We start from the raw sequence: 26926 nt of genomic DNA on the forward strand, positions 1-26926 counted from the left end.
TAATTTAAATTACTTTTAAAGTCTTGGATTCAACATCGAAGTGCAACGCACCCGAAGCTAGATTTTACCTCAAGCGGTGTTCTAAACCCTAGCACCTTTCTAGGTCGATTATTTAAACTGTCTTCAATCGACTGAACTAAGTGCCTGCATAGGTTATCTAGACGCATCGACTTAGGTAGAAACTGACGAATTAAACCATTGGTATTCTCATTCGTTCCGCGCTCCCAAGAATGATAAGGCTGAGCGAAGTAAATATCAGCCTTTAACGCGGTTGCCATCGCTTCATGGTCAGCAAACTCTTTACCGTTGTCAAAGGTGATGCTTAACGCCTGCTCACCTTTTAGCATGTCAATACAAGCTTGTGTGACAGCTTTTGCCTTACGATTGGGTAGCGCTTTGATCTTAGTCTCTCGAGTCTAAAGTAACCAGAACACCTTGATGTCCATGACCAACCACCGTATCCCCTTCATAATCGCCCATACGACTGCGTGTCTCAATGATGCTAGGACGCTCAGTGATATCACAGCGGTTCGCTATTTTCCCGCGCCTATCATTGCCGTGCAGATACCGTCTCTTATAACGCTTTTGACATCTGAGGGTGGTGTGTAGATCACCCCCTGCCTTTTTGTCAGTATAGATGTGTTGGTATATCGATTCATGGCTTGGGACATCTTGCCAACCCAGCATCCTCAGTCGCCCTGTTATCTGTTCAGGGGAGTAGTGCTTGCTGAGTAGATGCTCAATATAGCACCAGCCAAAGCGACTAATCTGTGTGCTATTCTTAACTTTGCGCGCTTTTGCCAAACGATGGGCTTGTTTGGGGCGATAACCCCTTTGTCCCAGGTTTCGCCTTATCTCTCGACTCACCGTTGATTTATGACAGCCGATAATTCTAGCTATTTCACTCATGCCTTTTTTAGCTTGCAATAGTGCTGATATTTGATATCTTTGCTCTTGGGTAAGATGTGTATAGTGTTTCATAACGTTCTGATATGTAGGAGTTGAAGTTTGAAATGCAACACGGCACATCTTACTCTTCAACTCATTCTTTTAAAACGTTGCACTTCTTATTTGAATCTAGGAGTGTTAAAAAGCAAAAAGCCTATAGATAACTTATCTATAGGCTTTTTTAGCTTTAAACTTTGATTAAATCAATCATTTAAAATGAAGGCTTTAATAAATTAACCAAGCGCTCAACCACTTGTGAGCTTTCATCACGGGTCATATTGAGCGGCGGCAATAGACGAATCACATGACCACCAGTGACGTTGATGATTAATTTTTGCTCATCACGGGCGCGGTCAACTAATTTGCTACAGTCCATCTCGTCAGGGAGCGCGATACCAATCATCATCCCAGCGCCGCGAGTGCTGACGCCATATTGTCCAAACGCATTAACCACACTCTCACGGATAAACTGTCCTTCGGTGACGGCATTGTCCATGATATCGCCATTGGCAAGCACCTCATAAACGCTATGTACCACGCGACTTGCTAATGGCGTGCCACCATAGGTTGAGCCGTGACTACCGGCGCCAAACAAGCCATTGGCGCGACCACGCACCATGCAAGCGCCTACTGGAAAGCCATTACCTAAGCCTTTGGCAGTGGTTAATACATCAGGGTGAGCGTTGCTATGCTGATAGGCAAAGTATTTGCCCGTACGACCGTTACCGGTTTGTACTTCATCGAGCATAAATAACCAATTATGGCTATCGCATACGGCTTGTAATTGCTCAAGGTAAGTAAAGCCATTCGCTGCGGTATTCAAACCACCTTCGCCTTGGATAGGCTCGACAAATATCGCACAGATATCATCATGGTCTTGAGCTGCTTGTTCAATCGCGGCGATATCACCAAAGGGCACACGGATAAAATCTTCATCCAAGGTATAAAAACCTTCACGTGCTTTAGGGTTGGCAGTTGCTGATAACGACAGCAAGGTACGACCATGAAAAGAATGTTCCATGACGATGACTTTTGGGCGTTTAAAACCTTGCTGATGCGCATAGAGTCGCGCCAATTTTAATGCCGCTTCATTGGCTTCAGCACCACTATTGGCAAAGAATACGCTGTCCATTTGCGCCGCATTACATAAGGCTTCGCCAGCACGCTCCTGCCAATCAATACCAAATAAATTGCTGGTATGCACCAAGGTTGCCGCTTGCTGCTGAATAGCCTCAGTCACCTTTGGATGACAGTGTCCTAAGCCGCATACTGCGATACCCGTCAAGGCATCTAAGTAAGGCGTCTCATCTTTGGTATAAAGCCAACTGCCTGAACCGCGGGTGAAGCTGATTGGTTGACGATTATAAGTGGGCATCAGGTAAGTAGCAGACATGTAAAACATCCTTGGGATAATAAAGAGTTAAAGGGTTAAAAGTTTAACGGAAATAATTAGATGGTTAGAGCTCATCAGAAAATGGCGTCGATTCGGCAGGTAAGGTGTATTCTTCACTTGCCCAAGCGCCTAAGTCGATAAGCTTGCAGTGATGACTACAAAATGGCTTGTATTTATTGTCTTGCCAAGCGGTTTGGTTGCCGCATTCTGGACAAGGATAGGTTTTGGGTAAGGGGTTGGTATTGTGGTCGCTGTTGTTAGAAGTAGATTCAGTCATAATAAAAGTGGGTATATCCTATGGGCTATCAACAAATGCTGTCATTGACAACAGCACTGCTCATCAATAGCGAGTATGAATAAAGGTTGTAAAACCAAAACGTCATCGAACGACACTCGTTAATTGCACTGAGCAATTAACGAGTGTCGTTCGATGAGCTCAGTCGTTATATTACTATTGGGCTGGATTGACTATATAATAGCATGTGGTCGAATAATGACAAATGACAAATACCTTAAGGATAGTAGATGACTCATAATCTTGAGCTTTCACATCAGCAGCCGCGTGCCTTTCAACCACAAAAACTCTCAGCCCCACGTGATTTTATAGTGCCCGATATATTGATCAACGCTGAGCTGCCTTTGGTGTTAGAGATTGGCGCAGGGAAGGGCAAGCATGCCCTTAGCTTCGCACTGCAATACCCTGACAAACACTTGGTAGCTATAGAGCGCACACGTAATAAGTTCGATGCCTTTGCTAAATTAGCAGCGCAGCAGAAATCAAGCAATCTAAGCGCGATTCATGCTGATGCCATTGCTTGGATTGTCCATGCCATTGCGCCAAACAGTATCGAGCGTATCTTTATATTATATCCCAATCCTGAGCAACATAACCCTAACCAGCAGTGGTTAAACATGCCTTTCTTTGAGTTCTTACTTTCTCGTTTGCAGGTAAATGGAGAAGTGATACTAGCGACCAATATAGAAGCATATATGGATAATGCAGAGCAGCAAGCCAATGAGGTCTGGTGCTTACCGAATACGCGTCATAAAGTAGCTAGCGATAGTCAGCGCACACACTTTGAAGTTAAATACTTGGCGCGCGGTGAAACTTGCTGGCAGCTAAACATGCGTAAGCCTGAAGGTTATAAAACCAGATTTGATACATGGCAAGCGAGCAGTGAAGCATAGCAAGATAAATAGCCTAAGCATTTATATGTACGCTACGCAAGAATTATAGGTTAAAAAATAGAAATGCATATCCTTATCAAGATACCTATACAAAATAGCCTAAGTAAATAGAAAAAAACATAAAAAAGACCGCCACAAAAGGGCGGTCCAAAAAATATCATTTTCTCATCTTACAAAAAAGGCTTTACCAGTTTATTAGAATCCGTATGCGCATCTAGCACTGTCAAGAACGTATAAGCGCCGATAAATTTTCTACTGATAAACATAAATTCTTTAGGCGGCAGATTGAACTCGAAAGACTGCATTGCTCGCGTGGCATCGTTTGAGAGACGAGTATGCAATTTACTGTTTGCCCAAATATAACGCTGCTGCTCATCCAAACAATCAAGAGGAATATCCGGATTCAATGCCGGGTCACTAAAAGGTTCGGTGGCCAATAAAAACAAGGAAGCGATATCAGAGCGAACTTTATCACTCATACTATCGAAAAAATCATAACCGGTCATAGCTTGTTTCATTGCTTGATGGTCATGACGATATCCGGCGCGCAATAACCCGTGCGCAATCGTCAGTAGGTTGTTATCGAATTGGCGAATGGCTCCGAAATCTAACAACACCAGTTTATCGATTTCGTGCTCGTCAGTAGCGACACGAACGAGGTAATTACCAAAGTTTGGATCCGTCTGCATCTCACCCCAAACAAAAATCTCTTGCATCATGATTTCGATGGCCGCTTGCCCGATGGCATTGCGGCGCTCATGCGGCAATAATTGCAGCGCCTCAGAAACAACGGTAATACCTGGCTCATAAGACATGCATAACAAGCGTTTGGTTGAATAAGTGCGATTAATTTTGGGAACGATATAACGCGGGTCTTCAAATAAGCGCTCATAAAAACGCTCTGTGGTCGCCGCTTCCGCTTCATAGTCAACTTCATGATGTAGCAGGTCGCGTATTTCTTCAAACCATGCATCGAGTGCACGTGTCTGCGGCACGATATTACTGACTTTTAATAAACGCTTAAATAAAGCCAAGTCAGAATTGATGGCATCCGCCACACCAGGGTATTGGATTTTTAATACCACTTGTTCGCCCGTCGCCAATACAGTTGCGCGATGAACTTGGGCGAGGGAAGCGGTACCGATAGGAATAGGGTCGACGTCAAGCTCATTTAATTTTGCGCCCAATAACTGCTGTAATGTCTGCTCGATTTTTGGCCACGCTAAGGTTGCCGTATCATCATTGAGCGTTTGCAAGGCGCGCGTGATTTCGGGTGGCAGTATATGCTCGCCATAAATCGCCAGCATTTGACCAATTTTTACTACCGACCCTTTTAATTTACCCAGCTCTTCTGCCAGATAATTGGCCTGTTCTTCCATAAAAATTTGGTTACGTGCCGTACGGGCTTCTTTGTCCAAAAACATACCAGACACACTATTACCTGCCCAACGACGACCAATATTTAAGGAAGTTTTAGCAATAGACATCCGACGCTCAAACCCTGACGTTTTTAGGCTGTCGATGGATTGTCTGTTATTAGACTGCTTATTATTAGAAGGTCTAGAAGTATCATTTGCCATAAATATAATCATTCATCTGGTTGCTATTGATTTGCGGGTTCAAAACCGACAATACAAGGGAGATGCGACGTACTGGTACAAAATTGTATCATATAACGGGAGGTAGTTTGAGGCGCGTGAGCTTAGGCTGTCACTTACTTTGTAAGCTAAAACATGACTTTTAATGGGTACAGCGATTAGCGACTCATCCTACTGATAGGTTAAGTTGCTAAAAATCTGGCGGCGCTTTACTCTGATGACCTTTATTCTAACACTAAGCGGTCAAAGATAGATTTTTAAAAGCAAGTACTTCAAAAACAACCTATTGAAAAACGGTCATTAAAAACTAGATTAAAAAAGTTAAGTAAAAGTGCGGTTAAAAAAATACGACCTAGCGCTACACTAGGTCGAATCATTATAAAAACTCTGTAGGTTTTAAAACGCATCTTTTAAAGCAGAGCTTTTAAAACGGAGCTTTTAAAGGAGAGCTTTAAAATCTAACGTTTAAATCAGCTCAGCTGTATCAAACGTTTTCGCGAGCAATCGCATGGTGACCAATATCACGGCGATAATGCACACCATCAAAACTAATCGCGCCCGTCACTGTCAATGCCGCTTGCTGCGCGTCAGAGATAGTGTCAGCCAATGCCGTCACGCACAATACGCGCCCGCCGTTGGTCACGACTTCTTTTTCATTGCTAAGCGCATCTTGATTAGAGAAAGCCGTGCCAGCATGGAAGACTTTTACCGATTTTTTATTATCATTATCTAATTCTGGTAAGCCTGTAATCACATCACCTTTTGATGAGGTTTCAGGATAGCCTTTCGAAGCAACGACAATACCTAGAGCAGGGCGCTCATCCCAATTGGCTTCGGTTGGTAATTTACCCTCTAACCCTTGTGCGACTAACTCAACCATCGATGATTGCAAGCGCATTAAAATAGGCTGTGTTTCTGGGTCGCCAAAACGGCAGTTAAACTCAATCACATACGGGTCGCCCGCATCATCAATCATCAGCCCAGCGTATAAAAATCCAGTATAAGGATGACCGGCAGCTTTCATCGCATCAACAACAGGCTGGATGACTTGTGCCATCACCTTGTTATGAACGTCTTGAGTGACGACTGGCGCTGGAGAATAAGCACCCATGCCGCCGGTATTTGGCCCAGTATCGCCTTCAAAAGCACGCTTATGATCTTGGCTGGTTGCCATCGGTAAGATGTTTTCACCATCTACCATGCAAATAAAGCTGGCTTCTTCACCTTGCAAAAACTGCTCAATGACCACGCGGCTACCAGCATCACCAAATTTATTGTCAGCAAGCATATCGTCAATCGCTTCATGCGCTTGCTCGATGGTTTCAGCGACGATAACGCCTTTGCCTGCAGCAAGACCGTCGGCTTTGATAACAATCGGCGCGCCTTGCTCATCGATATAGGCTTTAGCAGCAGTAGCGTCCGTAAACCCTTGATAGGCAGCCGTTGGAATATTATTTTGCGCCATGAACTCTTTAGCAAAAGTTTTTGAGCCTTCTAACTGCGCACAATAAGCGGTTGGCCCCCATGCTTTGATGCCAGCTGCACGGCAAACATCGACGATACCCGTTACCAATGGCGCTTCTGGACCAACAATCACCATGTCGATAGCGTTATTTTGGCAAAATTCGACGACCGCACTGTGTTCGTCAGCATCGGCTGCATCTTCTAACAGGACGTTTTGGCATTTAGCTTCAAGGGCAGTGCCAGCATTACCGGGCGCGACATAGATGTTTTGTACGTTGTCGTCTTTTGCACACTGCCATGCTAGTGCATGTTCGCGACCACCTGAGCCAATCACCAAAATATTCATCATACGTCTTGCCCTTAGCATTAAAAGTCATAATATTGAGTGAGTATTGAGCCAGTAAAATACGGTTCAATATAGTGCGGTATTCTAACAAAAAAACGCCGTGATTGTCATGAGTATCCACCTGCCAGCAAGTATTAGACTACATTAGGATGGTATTGTCTCATTATTAAAGGTTATCGACATCTTCATGATTCATGAAATGATGTTGTACGCTTTAGCTATGGGCTGAGGTGCGTTACACTTTGATAGATTGGCAGTAGTAAAGACTAGAAATAATAAACACCAGTAAATGGCTATTTATGCCATTTAAGTCATGGAATGCCAATAAATGTTAAATAAAATATTAAAAAAGGGGAAATTAACTGTATACCAGATAGCTAAGTGTCATGTTAAATCGGCTAGCTATGTTAAATAAGTCGTCAGTAGAAATAACTCATTCATAGAAGAAACGAGAACAACAAACTTATAACAAAGGACAATGGATATGCTTAACACCCTAAATATCGCAAAAGAGCGGATCAGCCAGATAAGCGATATTGCCACCAGTTATGTGCAACAGGACAAATCATTATTTGACCATTTTATTCATAGCTATTACCAAAGCCTGCACCAAGAAGCCGCCAAAGATATCAGTAATATTGATTTGGCAGGGATGGCGCTACATCACTTTACACTTCTAAAAGCTTATGATGGCAGTCAGCCGCAGCTCGCTATTTTTAACCCCATAGCCGAAGAGCAGCATTTTCATAGCTCTCATACCGTTATTCAAATAGTCGCTTACGATAGACCCTTTTTAGTAGATACGCTTTTGATGAGTCTAGAAGCGGAAGGTATCGACGTCCATCGTACTTATAATATTATTGTGAGTGTTGAGCGCGATGAAAATGGCAGTATTAGCCATATCGAAAGCGCGCATGAAAGCGACACCTCAAAAATGTCTTTGATTCATTGTGAAATTGCTTATCAAAACAATGATGAGTTGGCGGCGCTACAACAAATGCTGCTCGCAAAAATAGATACCCTTGATGTCGTCGTTGATGATTGGCAAAAGATACGTGCCAAGCTGACGGATATAAAGGCGGAGCTGGCCGGCCAAAATTTACCAGAAGTGTTTTATTCACAGCAAGAGATTCAAGCGTTTTTGGATTGGGTATTAGAAGATCGTTTTATCTTTTTAGGCTATCGCGAATACCGCTTAGAGGGCGGCAGCTTCATTAATATACATGACGATGTGAATAATAAGAGCGATGAAAGCAGTCATAAAGACAGCCACAAAAATAATGACAATGCCAATTTAGACTTATACGCCATTGGCGATAGTGGTCTTGGGCTGTTGCGCGGCGGTAGTGAAGATACTTTATCAAAGAGCTTTGATGAGCTGCCAAGTAACCTCAAAAAGCTACTTACTGAGCCACGTATATTGATGTTGTCTAAATCAAGCCGTGTGTCACCGGTGCATCGTCCGGTATATATGGATTTTTTAGGTATTCATAAGTTTGATGCTAATGGCACATTGATTGGTGAATATCGCTTTATTGGGCTCTTTACCGCCCAAGCCTATCAGCTCAGTGTACAGCAGATTCCGCTGCTGCGTGAAAAAGCCAATAAAATCATGGCGATGGCAGATTTACCGCGAGACGGTCACGCTTATCACAAAATGATGCACGTGATTAATTCTCTACCGCGTGATGATCTGTTTCAAGCCAGCATCGAAGAGTTATATCCTATCGTATCTGGCATTAGCCAATTGCAAGATAAGAAAAGCTTACGTTTATTTAGCCGCGTCGACCATTATCAGCGTTTTGTTTCCTGCTTGGTGTATATCCCGCGCGATAAGTTCAACACCGAACTGCGTATTAAAGTACAAAATGTCCTAAAAGACGCTTATGGTGGTATGTCATCGGGCTTTACGACGGAATTTAACGAGTCAGAACACGCCCGCGTCCATGTGCATGTGCGCACGGTGCCCGGTCAAGTAAATGAGGTCGATACGGCGGCGCTACAAGATAAGCTGTCGGCGCTGATGCAGTCATGGAGCGATCATTATCAAAAAATGCTGCTTGATAATGTGGGCGAGCAGCAAGCCAATGCCTTAATGCGCCGCTTTTTAAGCTATATTCCTGCGGCTTATCAAGAACGATTTGATGCGCGTACGGCAGTTGAAGATACCAAGCGTTTGGCGGGCTTGAGCGATGAGCAGCCAATGATTTGGCATTTATATCAGTCAACGGGCGATGCCAGCAATCAGCTGCACCTAAAGCTATACGGTCGCCAAGACCCTGTCATTCTCTCAAAAGTCTTACCGGTGCTAGAAAACTTTGGTGTATCGGTCATCTCAGCACAAACCTATGAGTTTGATTTGCCAGAGCAGTCGATTTGGATGCAAGAGTATGAGCTGGTATTGGAACATGTCGATACCATCGATATGCAAGTAGTACGCGCGCAGTTTGAAGACAGCCTAAAGCAAATTTGGGCAGGGCGTATCGAGAGTGACTCGTTTAATGAGTTGGTATTAACCACCAGATTAGACACTTATGATGTGGTCGTACTGCGAGCCTTGTCGCGTTATATGATGCAAGCAAAAGCCCCGTTCTCTAGTGCTTATATTCAGCAAACCGTAGTAAAAAACAGCGCTATTAGCGTCGCACTGGGCGAGCTGTTTGATGCACGGATGAATCCTATATACAGTACTGAGGAACGTGCCAGCAAGACCAGTCAAATTCAAGCGCAAATTACCACCGCATTGGCTGGTGTCAGCAGCTTAGATGAAGACCGTATCTTCCGTTGGTATTTGGACTTGATTAATGCCATGGTACGTACCAACTTTTATCAAAGAGAAGGAGATGGGCAACGTAAAGACCGTTTGTCGTTTAAATTCTTAGCGGCAGACATTCCAAACTTACCAAAACCCAAGCCGATGTTTGAGATATTTGTCTATTCGCCACGTGTAGAAGCGGTGCATTTACGCGGCGGCAAAGTCGCTCGTGGTGGCTTGCGTTGGTCGGACCGTATGGAAGATTTCCGTACCGAAGTACTCGGTCTGGTCAAAGCACAAATGGTCAAAAACGCGGTGATTGTACCGGTTGGCTCAAAAGGTGGGTTTATCGTTAAGACCAAAACCATGGCCGATGGTCGTGAAGCTTTCCAAGCAGAAGGGATTGCCTGTTATCAAGCGTTCCTGCGCGGTATGCTTGACGTTACTGATAATATAGTCGATGGTCAAATTGTCCCGCCAGCCAACACCGTGCGTCATGATGAGGACGACCCGTATTTAGTAGTTGCCGCCGATAAAGGTACCGCTACTTTCTCAGATATTGCCAATGCTTTATCAAGCGAGTATAACTTCTGGCTTGACGATGCCTTTGCCTCAGGTGGCTCGGTTGGCTATGACCATAAAGCCATGGGTATCACCGCACGCGGCGGCTGGGAATCGGTCAAACGTCACTTCCGTATGCGCGGTATGGACATCCAAAACCGTGATGATTTCACTGTCGTTGGTATCGGCGATATGAGCGGCGACGTATTTGGTAACGGTATGCTCAGATCTACTCATACCAAGCTGGTCGCGGCCTTTAACCACTTGCATATCTTTATTGATCCAAACCCAGATACTGCCGCATCTTATGCCGAACGTGAGCGTTTGTTTGAGATGTCGCGCTCGACGTGGGACGACTATGAAAAATCGCTCATCAGTCAAGGTGGCGGCGTCTTTTCACGTCAAGATAAAACCATTGCGATTAGCCCTGAGATGAAAGCACTATTTGATATCAGTGAAGATAGCCTTGCGCCCAATGAGCTAATCAGTGCGCTATTAAAATCGCCTGTTGATTTGATTTGGAATGGTGGTATCGGAACTTATGTGAAAAGTGCTAATGAAAGTCACGCCGATGTTGGTGACCGCGCCAATGACGCCGTGCGTGTCAACGGTGGTGAGCTGCGTACGGCAGTCGTTGGCGAAGGTGGCAACTTAGGCTTTACTCAACAAGGGCGTATCGAATACGCACAAACCGGTGGTCGCATTTATACCGATGCCATCGATAACTCAGGCGGTGTCAATTGCTCGGATCATGAAGTAAATATCAAGATTTTACTAGGTAAAGTGGTCGAGCAAGGCGACATGACATTAAAGCAGCGTAATGAGCTGTTAGAATCTATGACCGACACGGTCGCTGAATTGGTGCTACGCCAAAACTATCTACAACCGCAAGCGCTTGAGCTTAGCCATCTGCGAGCCGCGGCAAACTTAAGTGACCATCAACGCTTTATTCAAATGTTAGAAGCCGAAGGTCGTCTTGACCGCGCGATTGAGTATCTGCCATCCGATGAAGAGATTGCCAAACGCCAAAAAGCGGGCACAGGCCTCACCAATCCTGAGCTGGCAATCGTCATGGCTTACGGAAAAATGTGGGTATATGATCATTTATTATCATCAGATTTACCTGATGCGCCGTACTTCGTCAATGAGCTGCGTCAATATTTCCCTGATGAGCTGGCATCACGCTTCTTTGATGAGATGAAAGAACATCGTCTGCACCGTGAAATCATCAGTACTTATTTGACCAATAGCATCGTGAACCGTCTGGGTATCGAAGCGTTATTCCGCCTACATGAAGAAACAGGGCAAACGCTTGCCACCATTGCGCGCGGTTATGCGATCTCCCGTGACGTCTTCCATGTGTCAAAAGCATGGAATTTGCTTGAGTCACTGGATAATCAAGTTGATGCGACCTTGCTGCTTGAGCTTGAGCTGCGTCTGCGTGATGCACTTGAAAATGGCGTGGTATGGTTTATCAATGCCTTTGGTCAAGATTTGCAAGTTGCCGATATGATCAATCGCTTTGAAGACAGTGTCGAAAAATTGACCAAAGCAGGTGGCTTTATTGAGCAGCAATTCTCAGAATACTTGCAAGAAGATACCACAAGCTTGATGGCAGATGATCTCTCTGCTAATGACGCGGCGATGTTTGCGATGCTGCCTTATCACGTTGATGCCCTAGATGCCGCGCTATTGGCTGAGCAGTATGAGCGCCCAGTTGATGAGATTGCGACTTTATACTTTGAGGCCTATCACGTCTTGCAGTTAGATTGGATGATGGACAATATCGCCACCTTACCACAGCAAGACCACTGGGATCGCCGTGCGCGTCACGCGCTTGTCAACGAAGTCTCGCGCAGCTTACGCATGCTGATGGATACCTTGTTGACGCAAGCTGATGCCAAGCAGGCCTTTAATGACTGGAAATCACGTCATGCCAGCCAACTTGACGCCGTCACGGCAGAGATGCAAAAATTGGATAGCAATGATGAGAGTGCTATCAGCTTATCGACGTTATCGGTGTTAATGAGTGAGCTTAGTGGCCTCGTAACTAAATAGTGACCAAATAGGAGCCAAGGAAGGAACAAGCTAAATAAGTGTTCATCTAAAGCAAGCACATCGTTTGATTAAAAAAACCACCGTTATGAGTTAACGGTGGTTTTTTATTTTCTAATGCTCAAATGATAAATAGGCATAATAAAATAGGAGCAGTAAAAATGATAAAAGTACTACTCTAACTTTATGAAAGTATTTAAACGCTGCATTTTGCCATTCTTTTCAACCCATACCTCATTCGCATCATCACGATAACTATCAAACTGGGGCTCTAGTATCACATTGCCTTTATCATTAACAATGCCAAATTTGCCCGCTTGTTTATAAGTATAGAGCTGATGATATAGCAGCTTTCTAATCGGTGCATCTGATGCGAGAATTAACTTACCATTAGCATCAATAATTTGGGCGCTAACAATATCCTCTTGAATATCTTCGCTCATGCCAATAGCGCGGCTACCAGCAACTAAGCTGCTGCGCAAAAAAAGCAGCGGCTTGGCAGAAGCATTAAAGGCTTCGATATGTTGATTGGCAGCAAGTGGAATGATGACATCATTGTTTTGGTCAATCAACGCGGTTTTATTTTGCAGGCTAACTTGTAGATATAGAGGCTCGCCTGTACAAGCATTTAACGGATTAATCGCATCATATTGCGGTCTTATAGCCCAGTAACCTCTATCATCGAGCAATCCCGTCAGACCATTATTTTTAGCCACTATAAAATAATCTTGATCATAACCAGAATCGTAATGCGCATGCTCGATATGAGCATTGTCTAACGGATAAACCCAGCCGCCATGGCGATTGATAATACCCTGTTTGCTCTTACCATCTGATGACTTAACGCTGACAATAAAGCTGGTGGCAATATCCGGTTCGGTTTGAATCTCATCATACTCAAAAGGCACAATTATCTGGCCAGCCGCATTGATAACGCCGTATTTGCCATGCTGTTTGGCAAGTACATAAGTGTCCATCAATATATAAGCATCGGTAAGATTGTCTAGTAACACCTTGCCATTTAACTCTTGTAATTGCTGCGTGCTATCGGCTTGTTCGACCAACTTGCCAGCAAAAGGCTTATTGTTTTCGATACGCTCAAAATAGCTATTGGGTAAGTAACCCGCACAGCTGATGGTAGCGTGGGCAGGGGTGATAGCACTAACTGCACCAATAGATAAAATAGTTACCCATGTTAAGAGTGCTAATTCGTTGGTCATCGCTATTTCCTTATTACCATGATTTTTATTAACTGACTTAACGACAGTCTTAACTTACGAGACTTTTTCATTGGTAGCATTGATAGCATTGGCAACTCGGCGACAGCCTTGACCACTGATTTGGCTAAAGCCGCCAGAGAGTTTTTCAACCTTAATTTGGGTTAAGATACGATCTTTTAACGCCTGTACATGCGAGATAATGCCAATAAGTTTACCTTCTTGCTGCAAGCTGGTTAAGGTGTCGAGCGCAATATCAAGCGACTCTTCATCAAGTGTGCCAAAGCCTTCATCCAAAAATAGCGAGTCGACGCGAATATTGTGGCTGGCCATTTGTGATAGTCCGAGCGCTAATGCCAAGCTGATAATAAAGCCTTCACCGCCGGAGAGATTTTTGGTACTGCGAATATCGCCGCCTTGATAGTTGTCGATGACATTGAGCTCAAGGGGATTGCTGTCATCATGAATGAGTAAATAGCGGTCACTCATTTTTTGTAGCTGAGTATTGGCATGGCTAATCATGACCTCAAACGTTAAGCCTTGGGCAAAAGTACGGTATTTCTTGCCATCAGCGGAACCAATGAGCGTATGTAGCTGTTGCCAAACTTGCAGCTTTTGTTTTTGCTCATTGATAGCAATGAGCTGTGCCGCTTGTTGGCCTTTTTGACTGTCGTTATCCTTAAGCTTTTGGTCAATCGCACCGATTTTTTGACTTAACTCGTCGATGTCTATTTGTATTTGATGGTGCTGGCCAGCAAGTATTTCTCGGTCTTCATCGGTCATAGGATTGGCAAGTTTTTGCTCTAATGCTTGCTGGGTGCTATCCAGCTGTAATTTAGCTTGATGCAATGCATTATCAATCGCTAATTTACGTGTCTGTAGTGACTCACGCGCTTCTTTAGGCAGGCGGGCACTCACAAAAGCAGCTTCATCTACGAACTGTGACTCTGCGAGCAAATGAGTAAAAATGCTTTGCTGCGTATTCAGTGTAGACATCGCCGCCTGTAGCTCTGTGTCTAGCTGTTGTTCTCTAGCCGTTAATTGCTCTAGAGTCTGCTGTACAGTGTCTAGCTGCCTTTGTGCTACTACTTGCTTGGCTTTAGCCTCATCAACCGCACGGCGTAATTTATTTTCTTCATTGTCTGTATTTTTATCTGTAAAAATCTCTTTTCTATTCTGCTTTAATTGTTCGATAGCATTGGTTTTATGAGCAACTAAGTTCACTAACTCTTTGAGCGCTGTGTCATCATTGCTAAGCTGTGCTTGCTTGGTTTCAATCTGCGCGGTCAAACTGCTTAAGGTATTAATTAGCTGCTGCTGGCGGTCTTTCTGCTCATTAAATTGTCGTTTTAACTGGTTTAAAGCGCTGCGCTGTTGACGCAGTTTTTCAATATGACGGTCATAATCTGCGCTGTCTATTACCGTTTGTTTATCAAAATTATTACCCAATTGCTTAAGTGCATCGTGGATGTCTGCCGCATTGAGCGCTGTAGTTAAATAATCTTTATATTTATCTGCAGGGTATTTATGCGTTAGAGATGAAACGGTGGTCATCAGGGGCGCCAACTCCGAGAAATTAGCGGCAATCTTATCTTTTATACCATCAAGCTTCTGCGAGTTAAGCTTAATGTCAGTGGTTAGATTATTAATGTCATGACTAAGTGCTTGTTGCTGCTTTTCATCGGCTTCGATGGCAGTACTAAGCTTTGTAGCACTTTCAGTTAGGTTGTCATATTCGACCACTATGGTTTTAAGAGACTGTTTATGTTCAGTCAGGTTGTGTTTGGCGGTGTCTAATAAGGATAAGCAATGGTCCATATTCGTGATAATCGCATTGATATCATCGCCTATCTTATAAAGAGGATTAATAATTGCTGCGATTGCTTCAGAATAATTGTTTTCAGCCTCAAACAGTGAGGCTATGTACGACTGAATATCGCCGTGTAAGATTTCGGATTGCTGCTGTAGCGGCGCTAGTTGTTGCTCTTGGTTGTTAAGCGTCTCTTTCTTGGTGGCATATTGGATATTGTATGTTGATAAAGCCTGCTCAAGGTTATCAATAACGGTTTCTAGTTCAGTTATTTGCTGCTGAGTTTGTTTTATTGTGGACGACTGGTTTTGCTCGGCATTGTCATCATCAGTATGATTACTGTCTAATAATGGATGATGTTTGCCATAAGGATGCTCATGCGCACCGCAAAGTGGGCAGGGCAAGCCATCTTCTAGCTCTGCTATGTAGTCCTCAAGCCCAGCGACTTTCTGTAGTAAATTCAGATGCTCTTGTTTTTCTTGCCTCTTAAGCTTAGCGTCTTGAATATCTGATTGATGACCAGCAATCAATCCTGCTAAGGTCGTTAGTTCCTCGGTTAGCGTGGGCAGCGAGAGATTGATCTTTTCGATTTGGCTCGCAAGCTCAGACAGCTGCTGTAGCTTAAAGCTGGCTTGCGCAATCTGAGTGTTGATCTGATCGACTTGCTCTTGCTCGCCGCGCATACTAGCAAGCGATTGTTTTTCAATAAGTGCTACTTGCTGCTGTTGTACGTTGACCAATTGCTCGCGTTTTTGCTTAATTAACAATTCATATGCTTCTTGCTGCTTAGAGAGCTTATCGAAATGAACTTGTAGCTGGCTTGATTGGTTGTCATGTGCAAGTTTATCCGCCGCTAAGCTGACATTATCTTCTAGCAGCACCACTAGTCGGCGACAGCTGCTATCAAAGGTCGCCATATCTGTATCGAGATCGTTTAGCTCTTCATAATCGCTAAAATATTTTTCTATACTGCTAAGCTGAGCTTTGGTCTCTTTTTCTGTTTGTCCATGGCTGGCTATTTCTTGGCGTAATCGTTGCGTATTATTGACTAAGACGTCTTTACGTTGATTATCGTCTGCCAAAGAATGGGATTGCTGTTTTATTTCAGCATCCAACTCGCGCGTTTTTGCAATGATAGGTAAGGTGGTCTGCAGATTGTCCGTAGCTTGCTTTTCAATGGTATTGATATTATCTAAATGGGTCGTGGCTTGTGCCAGCGCTTCTTGCTGTGTTGGAATCTTATTAAGCAAATCTTGCTGCTCGAAACCCAACCTCTTGACCGACTCTCGGCTATAGCTAAGCTCTCGAAATTGGCTATCAATCTCCAAGGCTTTATTAGCAATATCTAGGCGCTGCGCTTCTGGAGTAAAGGCTTGCTGAGCCTGCTGAGCCGCTGCAAAATCATTTTGATAAGTTAATATATTTTGCTGCAGCTGCTGTACATTATCCAGCCACTGCAGCTGCTCGCTCAGGGTTTTGAAAGTTTGTCGCTGCTTGCTTTGCTGTTGATTAAGGGTCTGTAGCTCTGCTACCAGTAGCTTTTCATCTTCAAGACTTAATAACGATAAGCTATTAACGCCCGCTTGTAGCTTGCCAAGCACTTCTTCCTCAAAGCGTTTCTTTTCATGGACGTTTAACGATATCTTGGCATAGATAGCAGTACCGGTGATTTTTTCTAAAATCGCTGCTCTATCGCCAATATCTGACTTTAAAAACGCGGCAAAACTGCCCTGTGCGAGCATGATGGAGCGGGTAAATTGATTGAAATCCATGCCGATAAGGTCTTGAATGTAGGCTGATGTCTTAGATTTTTTCTCTTCTAAAATCTTGCCGGTTTTGACCTCACTAATCTCGTGTCTAATCGGTAATAAGTTACCCTTGGCTTTTTTGTGGGCGCGATGCTGGTACCAGTAGCATTGATAGCGTTTGGAATCTATCTCGATGATAACTTCTGCCGAGCATTCACCCGTACCTTGGGTCATGATCTCGTTCGTTGAGCCGGTGATATCACCCAATCTTGGCGTTTGGCTATATAGTGCTAAGCAAATCGCATCCAAAATAGTAGTCTTGCCAGCGCCCGTCTGCCCAGTAATAGCAAAAACCCCTTCATTTAGAAAAGCGGGGTCACTAAAATCAATGTGCCATTCGCCTTTTAGGGAGTTCAAATTTTTGAGTCGCAGTTCAATCAGTCGCATGGGCAGGTCTTATTTTTATATAGAGCAGTTATAAAGAGAACAGTGATGAAAAGTGAAGAAGTTGTTGGCTGGCATCCAAAATGCGCTGCTATTATTCAGCCTGAGTGTCTTCATGACGCAAGTTATAAACGATTTGATCATAGGCGTCACGTAAGGATGATTTTTGCTCATCAGGAATATTATGAGCGGTTAAGCAGCGCTCAAATACCTCCTCCTCATTTAAATCTTGTAGGGTCTCAGAGATTTGCTGTTGGTTAAGGACTTTATTATAGGTGCGCGTGTTTTTAATTTTTAACACCTCACACGGCAAATTATCGACCATCGCCTGAATATGCTCACGCAACTCGCTGACCACCTCATCACCCGTATAAATAATTTCAAGCCAGACAGATTCTGTTGCCTCAAGAGATTGAATGGTTTTATCAATAGTCTTATTAATAGATTCCAAATCACCCGATATTTGCGCCAATTTTTGGAATTTTGGGATGGGTAGGGAAATAACCTGCATCTGCTGTGATTCGTTATGATGTAATAGGTTGGAGGATGCAATAGAGTTATTTGTGGAAGCATTACTCTGTATAGCGTCTATCTGATTAGAAATTGATCCTTCAAAGGCTTTTTGCGTATTCTCTTCGCTTTCTGCTGTGTTATCAAAGCCAAACAAATCGTCCATAAAATCCGTCGCCTGACTGGCTACTTTTTTAGTGGTTTTTTCTACCGATTTTTCAATCGTGGTCACTGTATTAGTAAGCTGAAGAATAGTGCTCTCAGATGTACTATTTGACGCTGGTTTTTGATTGCTAAAATCATTTTCTACTGCGCCAAACTGTACCAGTAATACTTGTTTTTGTTGCTTAGCCTCACCGAAGCCCATCGCAATAGGCGAGCCTGAATAGCGAATACTCTCACGACCACCGACGCGCTGCGGAACATGCAAATGCCCAAGTGCCACATAATCAAAGCTTTCATCAAACATATCAGCAGAGATTTTTCCGAGTGAGCCGACATAAAGCTCACGCACACCATCGTCTTCAGTAGTGGTGCCACCTGCTGCGAATAGATGCCCTGTAGCGATGATAGGAATATGACGCTGGTGTACTTCGGCTAATTTAGCTTGCTTCGCTTTAGCAATACTAGCGACTTCATCATAATGGGCACGAATGCCTTTGATGACATTGGCATCTTTACTATCCGCGGACTCGCCAGCGGCACTGCTACGCACGTCACGGTCACGCAAATAAGGGACTGCGGCGATGATGCAATGCGGTGTACCGTCTGCAGCATCTAAAACCAACATTTCATCGTTTAAGTCTTCACAAGCGGTGCCAATGACGTGAACATTTAAGAATTTTAAGACATTGCTTGGTGCATCTAAAAAAGTAGGGGAGTCATGGTTGCCCGCGACGATGACGATATGCTCGCAGCAAGACCTAGATACACGACCTAAAAATTCATAATATAGTGCCTGCGCTCTGTTACTCGGCGTCATGGTGTCAAAAATATCACCCGCAACGATTAATATATCTACTTTTTGCGCGCTAATGGTATCCTGCAGCCAATTTAAAAACGCTTCAAATTCATCATAACGCATGCGCCCATAAAGCCTACGCCCCAAATGCCAATCTGAGGTGTGTAAAATGGTTAAGGGTTTGGAGATGGCAGACAATTCGGCAGACTTTGACATAGAGGATATTACAACGCGTAAATAATTAAGAGGATGGCTTAATCAATAAGTGATTTAGAGTTAAATAATCATACCATAAATGATAATTTACCAGTCTCGCTTTTGGCTACTGACTCTTTATTAGGGCTTGCCCTACATTAACGACCTGTGAAGATTTTATAATTAACCATATATTCAGGTAGGATTTCCCAAGTAATGCCCTGTACGGTCCAATCCTCTAGTAGATTTTCTATAGAAAAAATATTAGGATACTCAACACCTTGCGGGGGTGTCACCTTTTTACTTAACTGCTTTGAGTTCCACTGATAAGCCTCTTTACGGTTCTTAATGGCTGACCCCTTAATAGAATCTCTAATTCCTCAAGGGTTCTAATAGGCCAAAACTTCATTTCCAGCGCTCACAATAGTGATAACAGTAATTATTTTTAGGTATGTTAGTGAAAAATATAAGCTTAGATTTAGGTTAAATTGGCCACCTATCTCCTATTTGATTATAACGCTAAAGGACGCTAGTAGGGCAGCATGATTTTGAGACTCTGCCTAAAAATTCATAATATAAGACAGCGATTATTCTAGCAAGAATTGGTGGGATTTGTTCTTCTGCTCTGTTGCAAGCGCATAAAAAACGCCCTGCCAATATATTATCGGTAGGACTTAACTTTTTAGAAAGTAATAATAAAACCTAACCAATCACCAACTGCTCCAAACCATCATCAGTTGTTGCCAAGTTAGCGACCATAGATAGTGCATGCGCTTGCTGGCTAGTAGGTTCTTTGTTTGGCGTCGTAGCCGTACCGCCTCGCAACCAGTTGTTATCAGTTTCTGATGTGTTTTGATTGTCTTGCTGATTCTGTAGGTTATACCAAGCCAAATCATGATGTAACGCGACCACGTCACCCATAATAAGTAAAGCAGGGGTTGGCAGTTGTGCTTGTTCTTGCTTAGCGACAATAGTCTCAAGCGTACCTGTTAATACTTGTTGATTGGGCATACTAGCATTGGAGACGATAGCGATTGGGGTATCGCTATTACGCCCAGCATCAATTAAACCTGTCGTCAAACGTGCCAGCGAGTGCAGCCCCATATAAAACACCACGGTCTCATCAGTATTTAAAAAGCTCTTAAAGTTACTATTGGGCGCGCCAGCCTTCAAAAATCCCGTAACGAAACGTACCGACTGTGAGTGATCACGGTGCGTGAGTGGAATGCCAGCATAGCTAGCAGCAGCGTTAGCGGCGGTAATACCGGGTACGACTTGATAAGGAACACTATGCGCACGTAGGCTTTCAATCTCTTCGCCGCCACGGCCAAAAATAAAGGGATCGCCACCTTTTAGCCGTACCACACGGCGACCATCTTTTGCACTATTGACTAATAACTCATTGATGCCAAGCTGCGCGACCGCATGATTACTGCGTTTTTTACCGACAAATACTTTATCGGCATCGCGGCGGCATAAATCCAATACTTGCGGTGATACTAGCGCATCATAATAGACAATATCGGCTTGCTGCATGAGGCGAAGCGCTTTAAAGGTGAGTAGCTCTGGATCACCAGGACCAGCGCCAACGATATAAACTTCGCCCATTGTGTTTTTTACGGTTTGGGATTCTATAGATATATCATCTGCTGTATTTTTTTCATTGATAGCGGATGCTGTGTTATCTAAATCAGCTTTTAATTGGGCAGCCGCTTCCTTCTCATTACCGGCAAACATCAGCTGACTGACTTGACCTTCAAAGGCGCGTTCCCAAAACTGCCTGCGTCCGGTAAGGGTTGGAATTTTTGTTTTTACCTCACTACGAAACTCACCAGCAAGCTTGGCCAGTTTGCCATAGCCTTGCGGAATTAAAGTTTCAAGACGAGCGCGCAATAGACGTGCCAGCACCGGCGCTTTACCGTTAGATGAAATGCCAATCACAATGGGATTACGATCAACGATAGCAGGGAAAATAAAGTCGCATAAATGCGGCGTATCAACCACATTTACCGGAATATTAAGATCGATAGCATCAGCGTGAATCTGATGATTGAGAGTTTCATCATCCGTTGCGGCGATAATAACTCGCGCACCTGTCATATAAGCTTTATTGTAGTTTTCATAAATGAGTTCGTGCTTGGCTTTGTACTTAGTGTGGCTGAGCAAGGCTTGTATTTCAGTACTAATACTTGGTGCAAGAATCGTAATGGCAGCACCAGCGCGGCTGAGCAAGTCAGCTTTACGTAGCGCGACATCACCGCCACCAACGATCAGCACTTTGCGGTCTTCTAATTTAAAAAATAGCGGAAAGGTGTTCATAGCATCACCAATGATTCAATCAATATAAAATATGCCACCATTATGAGGTATCACAGGCGGACGCTCACCTAGTGAATTGGCATTAACATATTCGTTTTTGTCATGTTACTGATGATTTTTGCTAGGATGTGGAATAGGTAGGGAATTAAAATGCAGAATAACGGAGTAAAAAGCCACAAGCTAACTTTTAAGCTTGTGGCTAGTAGCTGATAGATAATAGTTACATGATAACTGGCATTAGATATTGGCGATAACGACATTTAACGGGTTGCCAAATTCTATTCAAACTCACTTAGCATCTTAGTAATGCGGGCATCTTTTTGTTGCCAAATATCCTCTAACCAATCAAACATCATCTTTTTAGTGGTCTCGTCACGGTCATAACCGCCATTCATGATGGCCGCAAATAATTCGTCTGGTATGGTTAAGCGAGTCACATCGACACCCAAGCGGCGAATATTACCCTTCCATAAATCATCATAATCAGGCGCGCCGTCTGGGTAGACGATAGTGATATCTAAAATAGAATCCAATTCATCGCCTAACGCATTAAGCGCCAATGACAACCCGCCAGCGCGTGGTTTTAACAAATGCTGATAAGGTGAGCCTTGCTTATCATGTTTTTCTTTAGTAAAGCGCGTCCCTTCCAAATAATTGAGTAAGGCAAAGGGTTTGTTTTTTAATTGACGACAGGCGCGCTTTGCTTCTTCGATATCCTTACCTTTGAGGGCAGGATTTTTGGCAATCGCTTCTTTAGAGTGGCGGCGCATCATTGGGAAGTCTAAAAAGTAAAAGGCTTGACCGATAACGGGAATATAAATCAAATTAAACTTAGTAAAAAATCGCGTTAAAGGTAGCGTATCTTGGCTGATATATTGCACGATACTGGTATCGACCCACGACTGATGGTTACTGACCAAGAGGTACTGCTTGTCTTCGCTTAGATCATCGGGCAGGTTGATGCGCCAGTCTTTATGCGGTAGTGCGTGGTCAATCACGGCGTTATTACTGTTAATCCAATATTTGGTAATTGCAATCAGCGCATCATCCGCAGCTTTCGCGCCAGTCAATACTTTCGCCGCGCCCATAGTCCAGACCGGTAGACCAACCAACGCACTATTAGCAGTAAGGACGCCAGTACCCGTCAAAAAAGAGGCTGCCTTGCCGACAGCTGGCAGCTTATCGTGCAGTTTTTCATAGAATGAATCAATTTTTTTTATAAAGGGCATAACAAATATCCGTATTGATGAGTGTGGCAAAGCCATGATCGAGATTAATTATAAAAATAAGCACAAGTAGCCGCAATGGCGGGCAACTTCGTCCATAGTTTAGCTTTAAAAGGTTAGCGTAATGTTTAATGTGATGTTACGCCAGTTTTGAAGCCATAGAATACCTTAATGTTATCTGATAAAACGTTAAGAAAACGTTATTTATGCAACTAAAAGGCTAGATGTGTGTCAGTTATTAGCTTATAAAAAATATCCAACATAGGCTAACATTGAGTGTTAAGTGACTATGTTAATCTAACTCAGACGTTATCAGATAGAAAAAAGTTTCATTTACGACATAAAAAACAAGGATGAACATGCTGAAGTTACAAGACAGAGTGGCCATTATATTTGGCGGCACATCAGGACTGGGCGAAGCGACTGCAAAAGCGTATGCCAACGAAGGTGCAAAGGTCGTCGTCACGGGTCGCGATAAAGAAGACGGCAATCGTATTGTCAAAGACATGACAGATAAGGGTCAAGAAGCTCTCTTTGTGCTTGCTGATGTGACCAAAAAAGCAGAGATTCAAGCCGTAGTTGATAAAGCCTTGGAAGCTTATGGTCAAATTGACATTTTATATAATGGCGCTGGTATCCACGACGCTTATGATAATGCCGTCGAGTTAGAAGAAGATTTATATGACAAATTGATGGCTATTAATGTCAAAGCGCCATATCTTGCCTCAAAAGCGGTGATTCCACACTTTATCAAGCAAGGGCGTGGGGCCATTATTAATGTTGGCTCCCAAGCCACGCAAATGGCAGGCCCAGGTGGTTCCGCTTATGTAACCTCAAAGCATGCAGTGCTAGGATTTACCAAGCAGTTGGCATTTGATTTCGGTAGTCAAGGCGTCAAAGTGAATATTCTATCGCCAGGCTTTATCGAAACCCCAATGACGGACGGTATTGAGGATGAGCGTCTAAATCGTATACCAGCTAAGCGTGCTGGCAAGCCTGAAGAAATTACAGCGCTTGCTGTGTTTTTAGCATCCGATGACTCAAACTATATGCACGGCTCGAACGTCTTTATGGATGGTGGTTGGGTTCTCGGTCGTAAATAACGTTCTAAAAAGCTATAAGCTATCGAAATTAAAAAAGCCCTTTCATTTAAAAGGGCTTTTTACATTCAAACATAGTGATTTCTTAAGTCAGCAATATTATAACTGCGTGTGCAAACCGCACTCACGGCTCTCTTCAACCTTCGTCGGATCAAAGTAATCAAACTCATTTGGTAGATTATACTCTTCAAGATACACGTCTAAATCAGCATCAGTTTTTTCAAATAACGGCGCTACTTTTAACACGCCATCTTTTGATAAGCTAAGCACATCAAGACCTTGGCGGAATTCAGTTTGATCTTTGCGAATGGCGTTAAACCAGACATCAGGTTTTAGCTCATCTAACGCACGGCGAAATGGCTCAAGTTTTACTTGATCAGTGAATTCATCATGTTGCGGATTATCAATGCCTGGGATACCGTTCATGGTTGCGTCACGATAGGCAGCCGTTTGCTTAGGAATATAAGTGATAACGTTTAAGTTTAAGTCACGGATAACTTTATTGGCAAATTGATAGGTCGCGTCGGTGTTATAGCCAGAATCTACCCACAATACCGTGATATCAGGGCGCTGTTTAGCAACCAAATGCAAAATCGCTGACTCATATGGGCGGAAATTGGTGGTGATAATTGGGTTTTTTGCTTGGCTAAGCGCCCATGCGACGATTTCTTCTGGTGATTTACCTTTTAGTTCTTGGTTGGCTTGATCGATATCTAAATTTGGGTGTAATTGGCTCATGATGGATTCCTTAAGGGTAAAAAATATATAAATGATTGATAATAAGTAGGGTGGTAAATATGAATATTAAGCACCAGCAAACATCGGTAAGTCGGCGGCGTTACGACCGTCATAACTACTGGCAAGTGCATTAAATGCTTGGCTGATATCAGAGATAGACTGCAGGTCATGCGCGCTTATCACAAAACTGTCTGCGCCTGCGCGTAGCAGATAGGCGATTTGATCGCGACCAAACTTGCCAGCCATACGAATCTCGCCTTGATAGCCCATTTGGCGTAAGGTTTGGGCGTAACTAAAACCGCGTCCGTCAGTGAAAGCGGGGACGTGAATCACAATCAAATCTTGCTGTAATAAAAACTCTGGAATACGCGTCAGCACTTCGGTATCGCTATCTGATGTCACCCAGACACCGGTACGGCTAATATGCTCGGCTAACAATTCACGTACTTGTTGTAATAGTCCGCCTGCAATATTGCCTTTAGCATCTAATAAATCAGCAAGCGGTAAAACGATTTCAAGTCTTTCTTGTTTTTGCAGCAGCTCTAACAAAGATATATCGGTCAGGGTAATACCGTCAGGCAGCTCAACGGTGCTAAGCGCAAGCCAAGTGTCAGTCTCGCTAATATCGATGCCTTCGCTAGTAAACACATGATGATTAGCCATAGACCTTCTCCTTAAAAGGGGTAATACCAATACGGTCGATTAACTCACCAAAGCCTTCGACGTCATTGTCATTGCTAACGCGCTGCTCTAAGTAAACGTCGATTATCTTTTGTATCGTCGTTGCTACGGCATCGGTTGGTACCGCCCTGCCTAATATCTTACCGAGTTTGGCGTCGTTGCTAGAGTTACCGCCAAGGCTGATTTGATACCAGTATTCGCCTTTTTTATCGACCCCAAGGATACCAATATCGCCGGTATGGTGATGGGCGCAAGCATTCATACAGCCAGACATATTGAGGCGAATCTCACCTAAGTCATAAAGATAGTCGAGATCATTAAACTGCTTTTCGATTTGCTCAGCGATATTGTGGGTCGTGGCATTGGCAAGCGAACAAAAATCCCAGCCTGGGCAGACGATCATATCGGTTAGGGTGTTGATATTTGGACGGGCCAAATGTAGCGCCGCCAGCTGCTGCCATAGCTCGTACAAGCGGTTGGTTTGTACATCGGCAAAGACCAGATTTTGCTGATAGGTACCACGTAGCTCGCCAAAGCTATGTTCGTCAGCGAGGTCGGCGAGGGCGTCCATTTGCGCCTCAGTAATATCACCTGACGGTACGTAGCGTCCGTCGACCAAGCCCGCTTTTAACGAAATAACCACCGCGCGATAGCCTGCGATTTTATGCGCCACGGTATTTTGCTGGTACCAATTGGCAAAGTCTTTGTCAGCCTCTAGTTGCTGCTGCAAGTCCGACTGTACCTGTAGCGCATCAAAGCTGAGATAATCAGGCTCGGTAAAATAGCTGCTGGCCTTGTCAAAGTTGGCATCGGTCAAAGTCAACGGCCCATCTTTGATATTGGCTTCCCATTCGGCATCGACCAACTTGGCAAACGCTGGGCCGCCCATGCTATCGACCAATATTTTGATACGCGCTTTAAATTTATTGTCGCGGCGACCATGCAGGTTATAGACACGCAAAATCGCATCTAAATAGCTGAGCAGATGCTGACGCGGTAAAAATGTATTGATGGTTTTGCCAATCACTGGCGTACGCCCAAGTCCGCCCCCGACAATCACCTCAAATCCAAGCTCGCCTGCGTCATTTTTCTTTAAATGTAGTCCAATATCATGGACTTGCGTTGCCGCGCGATCTTTCGCCGTTCCAATCACGGCAATCTTAAATTTACGCGGTAAAAAAGCAAATTCCGGATGAAAGGTTGACCATTGACGAATAATCTCACAATAAGGACGCGGATCGGCGATCTCTTCCTTATGAATACCAGCATAAGGGTCGGTGGTGGTATTACGGATACAGTTACCCGAGGTTTGGATCGAGTGCATTTGCACCGATGCCAATTCTGCCAAAATATCTGGCACTTCTTCTAGTTTTGGCCAGTTCAGCTGCATATTGGTACGGGTCGTGAAGTGGCCGTAACCTTTATCATATTTACGGGTAATCTCAGCCAATTTGCGTAATTGATAGGTTGCCAGCAAGCCATAAGGCACGGCGATACGTAGCATCGGTGCATAGCGCTGGATATATAGCCCATTTTGTAAACGCAGCGGTAAAAACTGCTCTTCTGGCAGCTCACCTGCCAAAAACCTCTCGGTTTGGTCGCGAAACTGGGCGACTCGTTCTTCTACCAAGGTTTGGTCAGCGTAATTATATTGATACATGACGTAATC

The 26926-nt window shown here is 43.9% G+C and carries 16 protein-coding genes and 1 pseudogene; 3 read left to right on the forward strand and 14 right to left on the reverse strand.

The features are described from left to right. Window positions 1-29: 29 nt before the first annotated feature. The 3 genes and pseudogenes from ACP7AA_RS04330 to ACP7AA_RS04340 form a co-directional block, all read right to left on the reverse strand. Window positions 30-981, reverse strand: a pseudogene (locus ACP7AA_RS04330) (IS30 family transposase). Window positions 982-1159: 178 nt separating this feature from the next. Continuing rightward, window positions 1160-2341, reverse strand: a complete 1182-nt coding sequence (locus ACP7AA_RS04335) for an aspartate aminotransferase family protein (RefSeq protein WP_426222762.1) — start codon at window positions 2339-2341, stop codon at window positions 1160-1162. A gap of 64 nt (window positions 2342-2405) precedes the next feature. Beyond that, window positions 2406-2618: a DNA gyrase inhibitor YacG gene (locus tag ACP7AA_RS04340; RefSeq protein WP_426222763.1), complete on the reverse strand. Its 213-nt coding sequence runs from the start codon at window positions 2616-2618 to the stop codon at window positions 2406-2408. Between the two features lie 248 nt (window positions 2619-2866). Here ACP7AA_RS04340 and ACP7AA_RS04345 point away from each other — a divergent pair, with 248 nt between their 5' ends. Beyond that, window positions 2867-3529, forward strand: a complete 663-nt coding sequence (locus ACP7AA_RS04345) for an SAM-dependent methyltransferase (RefSeq protein WP_426222764.1) — start codon at window positions 2867-2869, stop codon at window positions 3527-3529. A gap of 170 nt (window positions 3530-3699) precedes the next feature. Here ACP7AA_RS04345 and ACP7AA_RS04350 read toward each other — a convergent pair whose 3' ends face one another. Together ACP7AA_RS04350 and purD are read right to left on the reverse strand one after the other, a co-directional pair. After that, window positions 3700-5109 (reverse strand): ABC1 kinase family protein, encoded by a 1410-nt coding sequence (locus ACP7AA_RS04350; protein WP_426222765.1) that lies wholly within the window; start codon window positions 5107-5109, stop codon window positions 3700-3702. A 502-nt stretch (window positions 5110-5611) separates the two neighbouring features. Continuing rightward, on the reverse strand, window positions 5612-6937 hold the full coding sequence (purD, locus tag ACP7AA_RS04355; RefSeq protein WP_426222973.1) for a phosphoribosylamine--glycine ligase: 1326 nt from the start codon (window positions 6935-6937) through the stop codon (window positions 5612-5614). 484 nt (window positions 6938-7421) lie between these two features. On the opposite strand from purD, the gene ACP7AA_RS04360 reads away from it, so the two are divergent. After that, window positions 7422-12311, forward strand: coding sequence for an NAD-glutamate dehydrogenase (locus tag ACP7AA_RS04360; protein WP_426222766.1), 4890 nt, complete (start codon window positions 7422-7424; stop codon window positions 12309-12311). A 170-nt stretch (window positions 12312-12481) separates the two neighbouring features. On the opposite strand, the gene ACP7AA_RS04365 is transcribed toward ACP7AA_RS04360, so the two are convergent. From ACP7AA_RS04365 to ACP7AA_RS04390, 6 genes are all read right to left on the reverse strand, one after another. Next, window positions 12482-13528, reverse strand: a complete 1047-nt coding sequence (locus tag ACP7AA_RS04365; protein ID WP_426222767.1) for a WG repeat-containing protein — start codon at window positions 13526-13528, stop codon at window positions 12482-12484. Window positions 13529-13582: 54 nt separating this feature from the next. Beyond that, window positions 13583-17530, reverse strand: a complete 3948-nt coding sequence (locus ACP7AA_RS04370; RefSeq protein WP_426222768.1) for an AAA family ATPase — start codon at window positions 17528-17530, stop codon at window positions 13583-13585. A 91-nt stretch (window positions 17531-17621) separates the two neighbouring features. Then, window positions 17622-19214, reverse strand: a complete 1593-nt coding sequence (locus ACP7AA_RS04375; RefSeq protein ID WP_426222769.1) for an exonuclease SbcCD subunit D C-terminal domain-containing protein — start codon at window positions 19212-19214, stop codon at window positions 17622-17624. A gap of 137 nt (window positions 19215-19351) precedes the next feature. After that, a complete protein-coding gene (locus ACP7AA_RS04380; protein ID WP_298871415.1) occupies window positions 19352-19489 on the reverse strand; it encodes a hypothetical protein in 138 nt (45 codons plus the stop codon). 406 nt (window positions 19490-19895) lie between these two features. Continuing rightward, entirely contained in the window at window positions 19896-21512 is a 1617-nt protein-coding gene (cysG, locus tag ACP7AA_RS04385) for a siroheme synthase CysG (RefSeq protein ID WP_426222770.1), read from the reverse strand. 278 nt (window positions 21513-21790) lie between these two features. Continuing rightward, complete coding sequence (locus ACP7AA_RS04390; RefSeq protein ID WP_426222771.1) at window positions 21791-22741, reverse strand: acyltransferase; 951 nt, start codon at window positions 22739-22741, stop codon at window positions 21791-21793. Between the two features lie 356 nt (window positions 22742-23097). Between ACP7AA_RS04390 and ACP7AA_RS04395 the strand changes: the two genes are divergently transcribed. Further along, on the forward strand, window positions 23098-23841 hold the full coding sequence (locus ACP7AA_RS04395) for an SDR family NAD(P)-dependent oxidoreductase (RefSeq protein ID WP_426222772.1): 744 nt from the start codon (window positions 23098-23100) through the stop codon (window positions 23839-23841). A 96-nt stretch (window positions 23842-23937) separates the two neighbouring features. Here the strand turns inward: ACP7AA_RS04395 and ACP7AA_RS04400 are convergent, their stop codons facing one another. The 3 genes from ACP7AA_RS04400 to ACP7AA_RS04410 all read right to left on the reverse strand — a co-directional run bounded on the left by ACP7AA_RS04400 (window position 23938) and on the right by ACP7AA_RS04410 (window position 26917). Further along, window positions 23938-24576 carry a phosphoadenosine phosphosulfate reductase family protein gene (locus ACP7AA_RS04400; RefSeq protein ID WP_298906827.1) on the reverse strand — a complete coding sequence of 213 codons (639 nt, stop codon included), beginning with the start codon at window positions 24574-24576 and terminating at the stop codon, window positions 23938-23940. A gap of 66 nt (window positions 24577-24642) precedes the next feature. Continuing rightward, complete coding sequence (locus tag ACP7AA_RS04405) at window positions 24643-25239, reverse strand: DUF934 domain-containing protein (protein ID WP_426222773.1); 597 nt, start codon at window positions 25237-25239, stop codon at window positions 24643-24645. Next, window positions 25232-26917 (reverse strand): nitrite/sulfite reductase, encoded by a 1686-nt coding sequence (locus ACP7AA_RS04410; protein ID WP_426222774.1) that lies wholly within the window; start codon window positions 26915-26917, stop codon window positions 25232-25234. The genes ACP7AA_RS04405 and ACP7AA_RS04410 overlap by 8 nt, the downstream gene beginning before the upstream one ends. Between the last annotated feature and the right edge of the window lie 9 nt (window positions 26918-26926).

The organism is Psychrobacter sp. DWR1-2-3, assembly GCF_049896465.1.
Taxonomy (GTDB): domain Bacteria; phylum Pseudomonadota; class Gammaproteobacteria; order Pseudomonadales; family Moraxellaceae; genus Psychrobacter; species Psychrobacter maritimus.

Excerpts from the sequence above, each read along its gene's own strand:
- ACP7AA_RS04335 (WP_426222762.1), bottom strand. The coding sequence starts at position 2,341 with ATGTCTGCTACTTACCTGATGCCCACTTATAATCGTCAACCAATCAGC.
- ACP7AA_RS04340 (WP_426222763.1), bottom strand. The coding sequence starts at position 2,618 with ATGACTGAATCTACTTCTAACAACAGCGACCACAATACCAACCCCTTA.
- ACP7AA_RS04345 (WP_426222764.1), top strand. The coding sequence starts at position 2,867 with ATGACTCATAATCTTGAGCTTTCACATCAGCAGCCGCGTGCCTTTCAA.
- ACP7AA_RS04350 (WP_426222765.1), bottom strand. The coding sequence starts at position 5,109 with ATGGCAAATGATACTTCTAGACCTTCTAATAATAAGCAGTCTAATAAC.
- purD (WP_426222973.1), bottom strand. The coding sequence starts at position 6,937 with ATGAATATTTTGGTGATTGGCTCAGGTGGTCGCGAACATGCACTAGCA.
- ACP7AA_RS04360 (WP_426222766.1), top strand. The coding sequence starts at position 7,422 with ATGCTTAACACCCTAAATATCGCAAAAGAGCGGATCAGCCAGATAAGC.
- ACP7AA_RS04365 (WP_426222767.1), bottom strand. The coding sequence starts at position 13,528 with ATGACCAACGAATTAGCACTCTTAACATGGGTAACTATTTTATCTATT.
- ACP7AA_RS04370 (WP_426222768.1), bottom strand. The coding sequence starts at position 17,530 with ATGCGACTGATTGAACTGCGACTCAAAAATTTGAACTCCCTAAAAGGC.
- ACP7AA_RS04375 (WP_426222769.1), bottom strand. The coding sequence starts at position 19,214 with ATGTCAAAGTCTGCCGAATTGTCTGCCATCTCCAAACCCTTAACCATT.
- cysG (WP_426222770.1), bottom strand. The coding sequence starts at position 21,512 with ATGAACACCTTTCCGCTATTTTTTAAATTAGAAGACCGCAAAGTGCTG.
- ACP7AA_RS04390 (WP_426222771.1), bottom strand. The coding sequence starts at position 22,741 with ATGCCCTTTATAAAAAAAATTGATTCATTCTATGAAAAACTGCACGAT.
- ACP7AA_RS04395 (WP_426222772.1), top strand. The coding sequence starts at position 23,098 with ATGCTGAAGTTACAAGACAGAGTGGCCATTATATTTGGCGGCACATCA.
- ACP7AA_RS04400 (WP_298906827.1), bottom strand. The coding sequence starts at position 24,576 with ATGAGCCAATTACACCCAAATTTAGATATCGATCAAGCCAACCAAGAA.
- ACP7AA_RS04405 (WP_426222773.1), bottom strand. The coding sequence starts at position 25,239 with ATGGCTAATCATCATGTGTTTACTAGCGAAGGCATCGATATTAGCGAG.
- ACP7AA_RS04410 (WP_426222774.1), bottom strand. The coding sequence starts at position 26,917 with ATGTATCAATATAATTACGCTGACCAAACCTTGGTAGAAGAACGAGTC.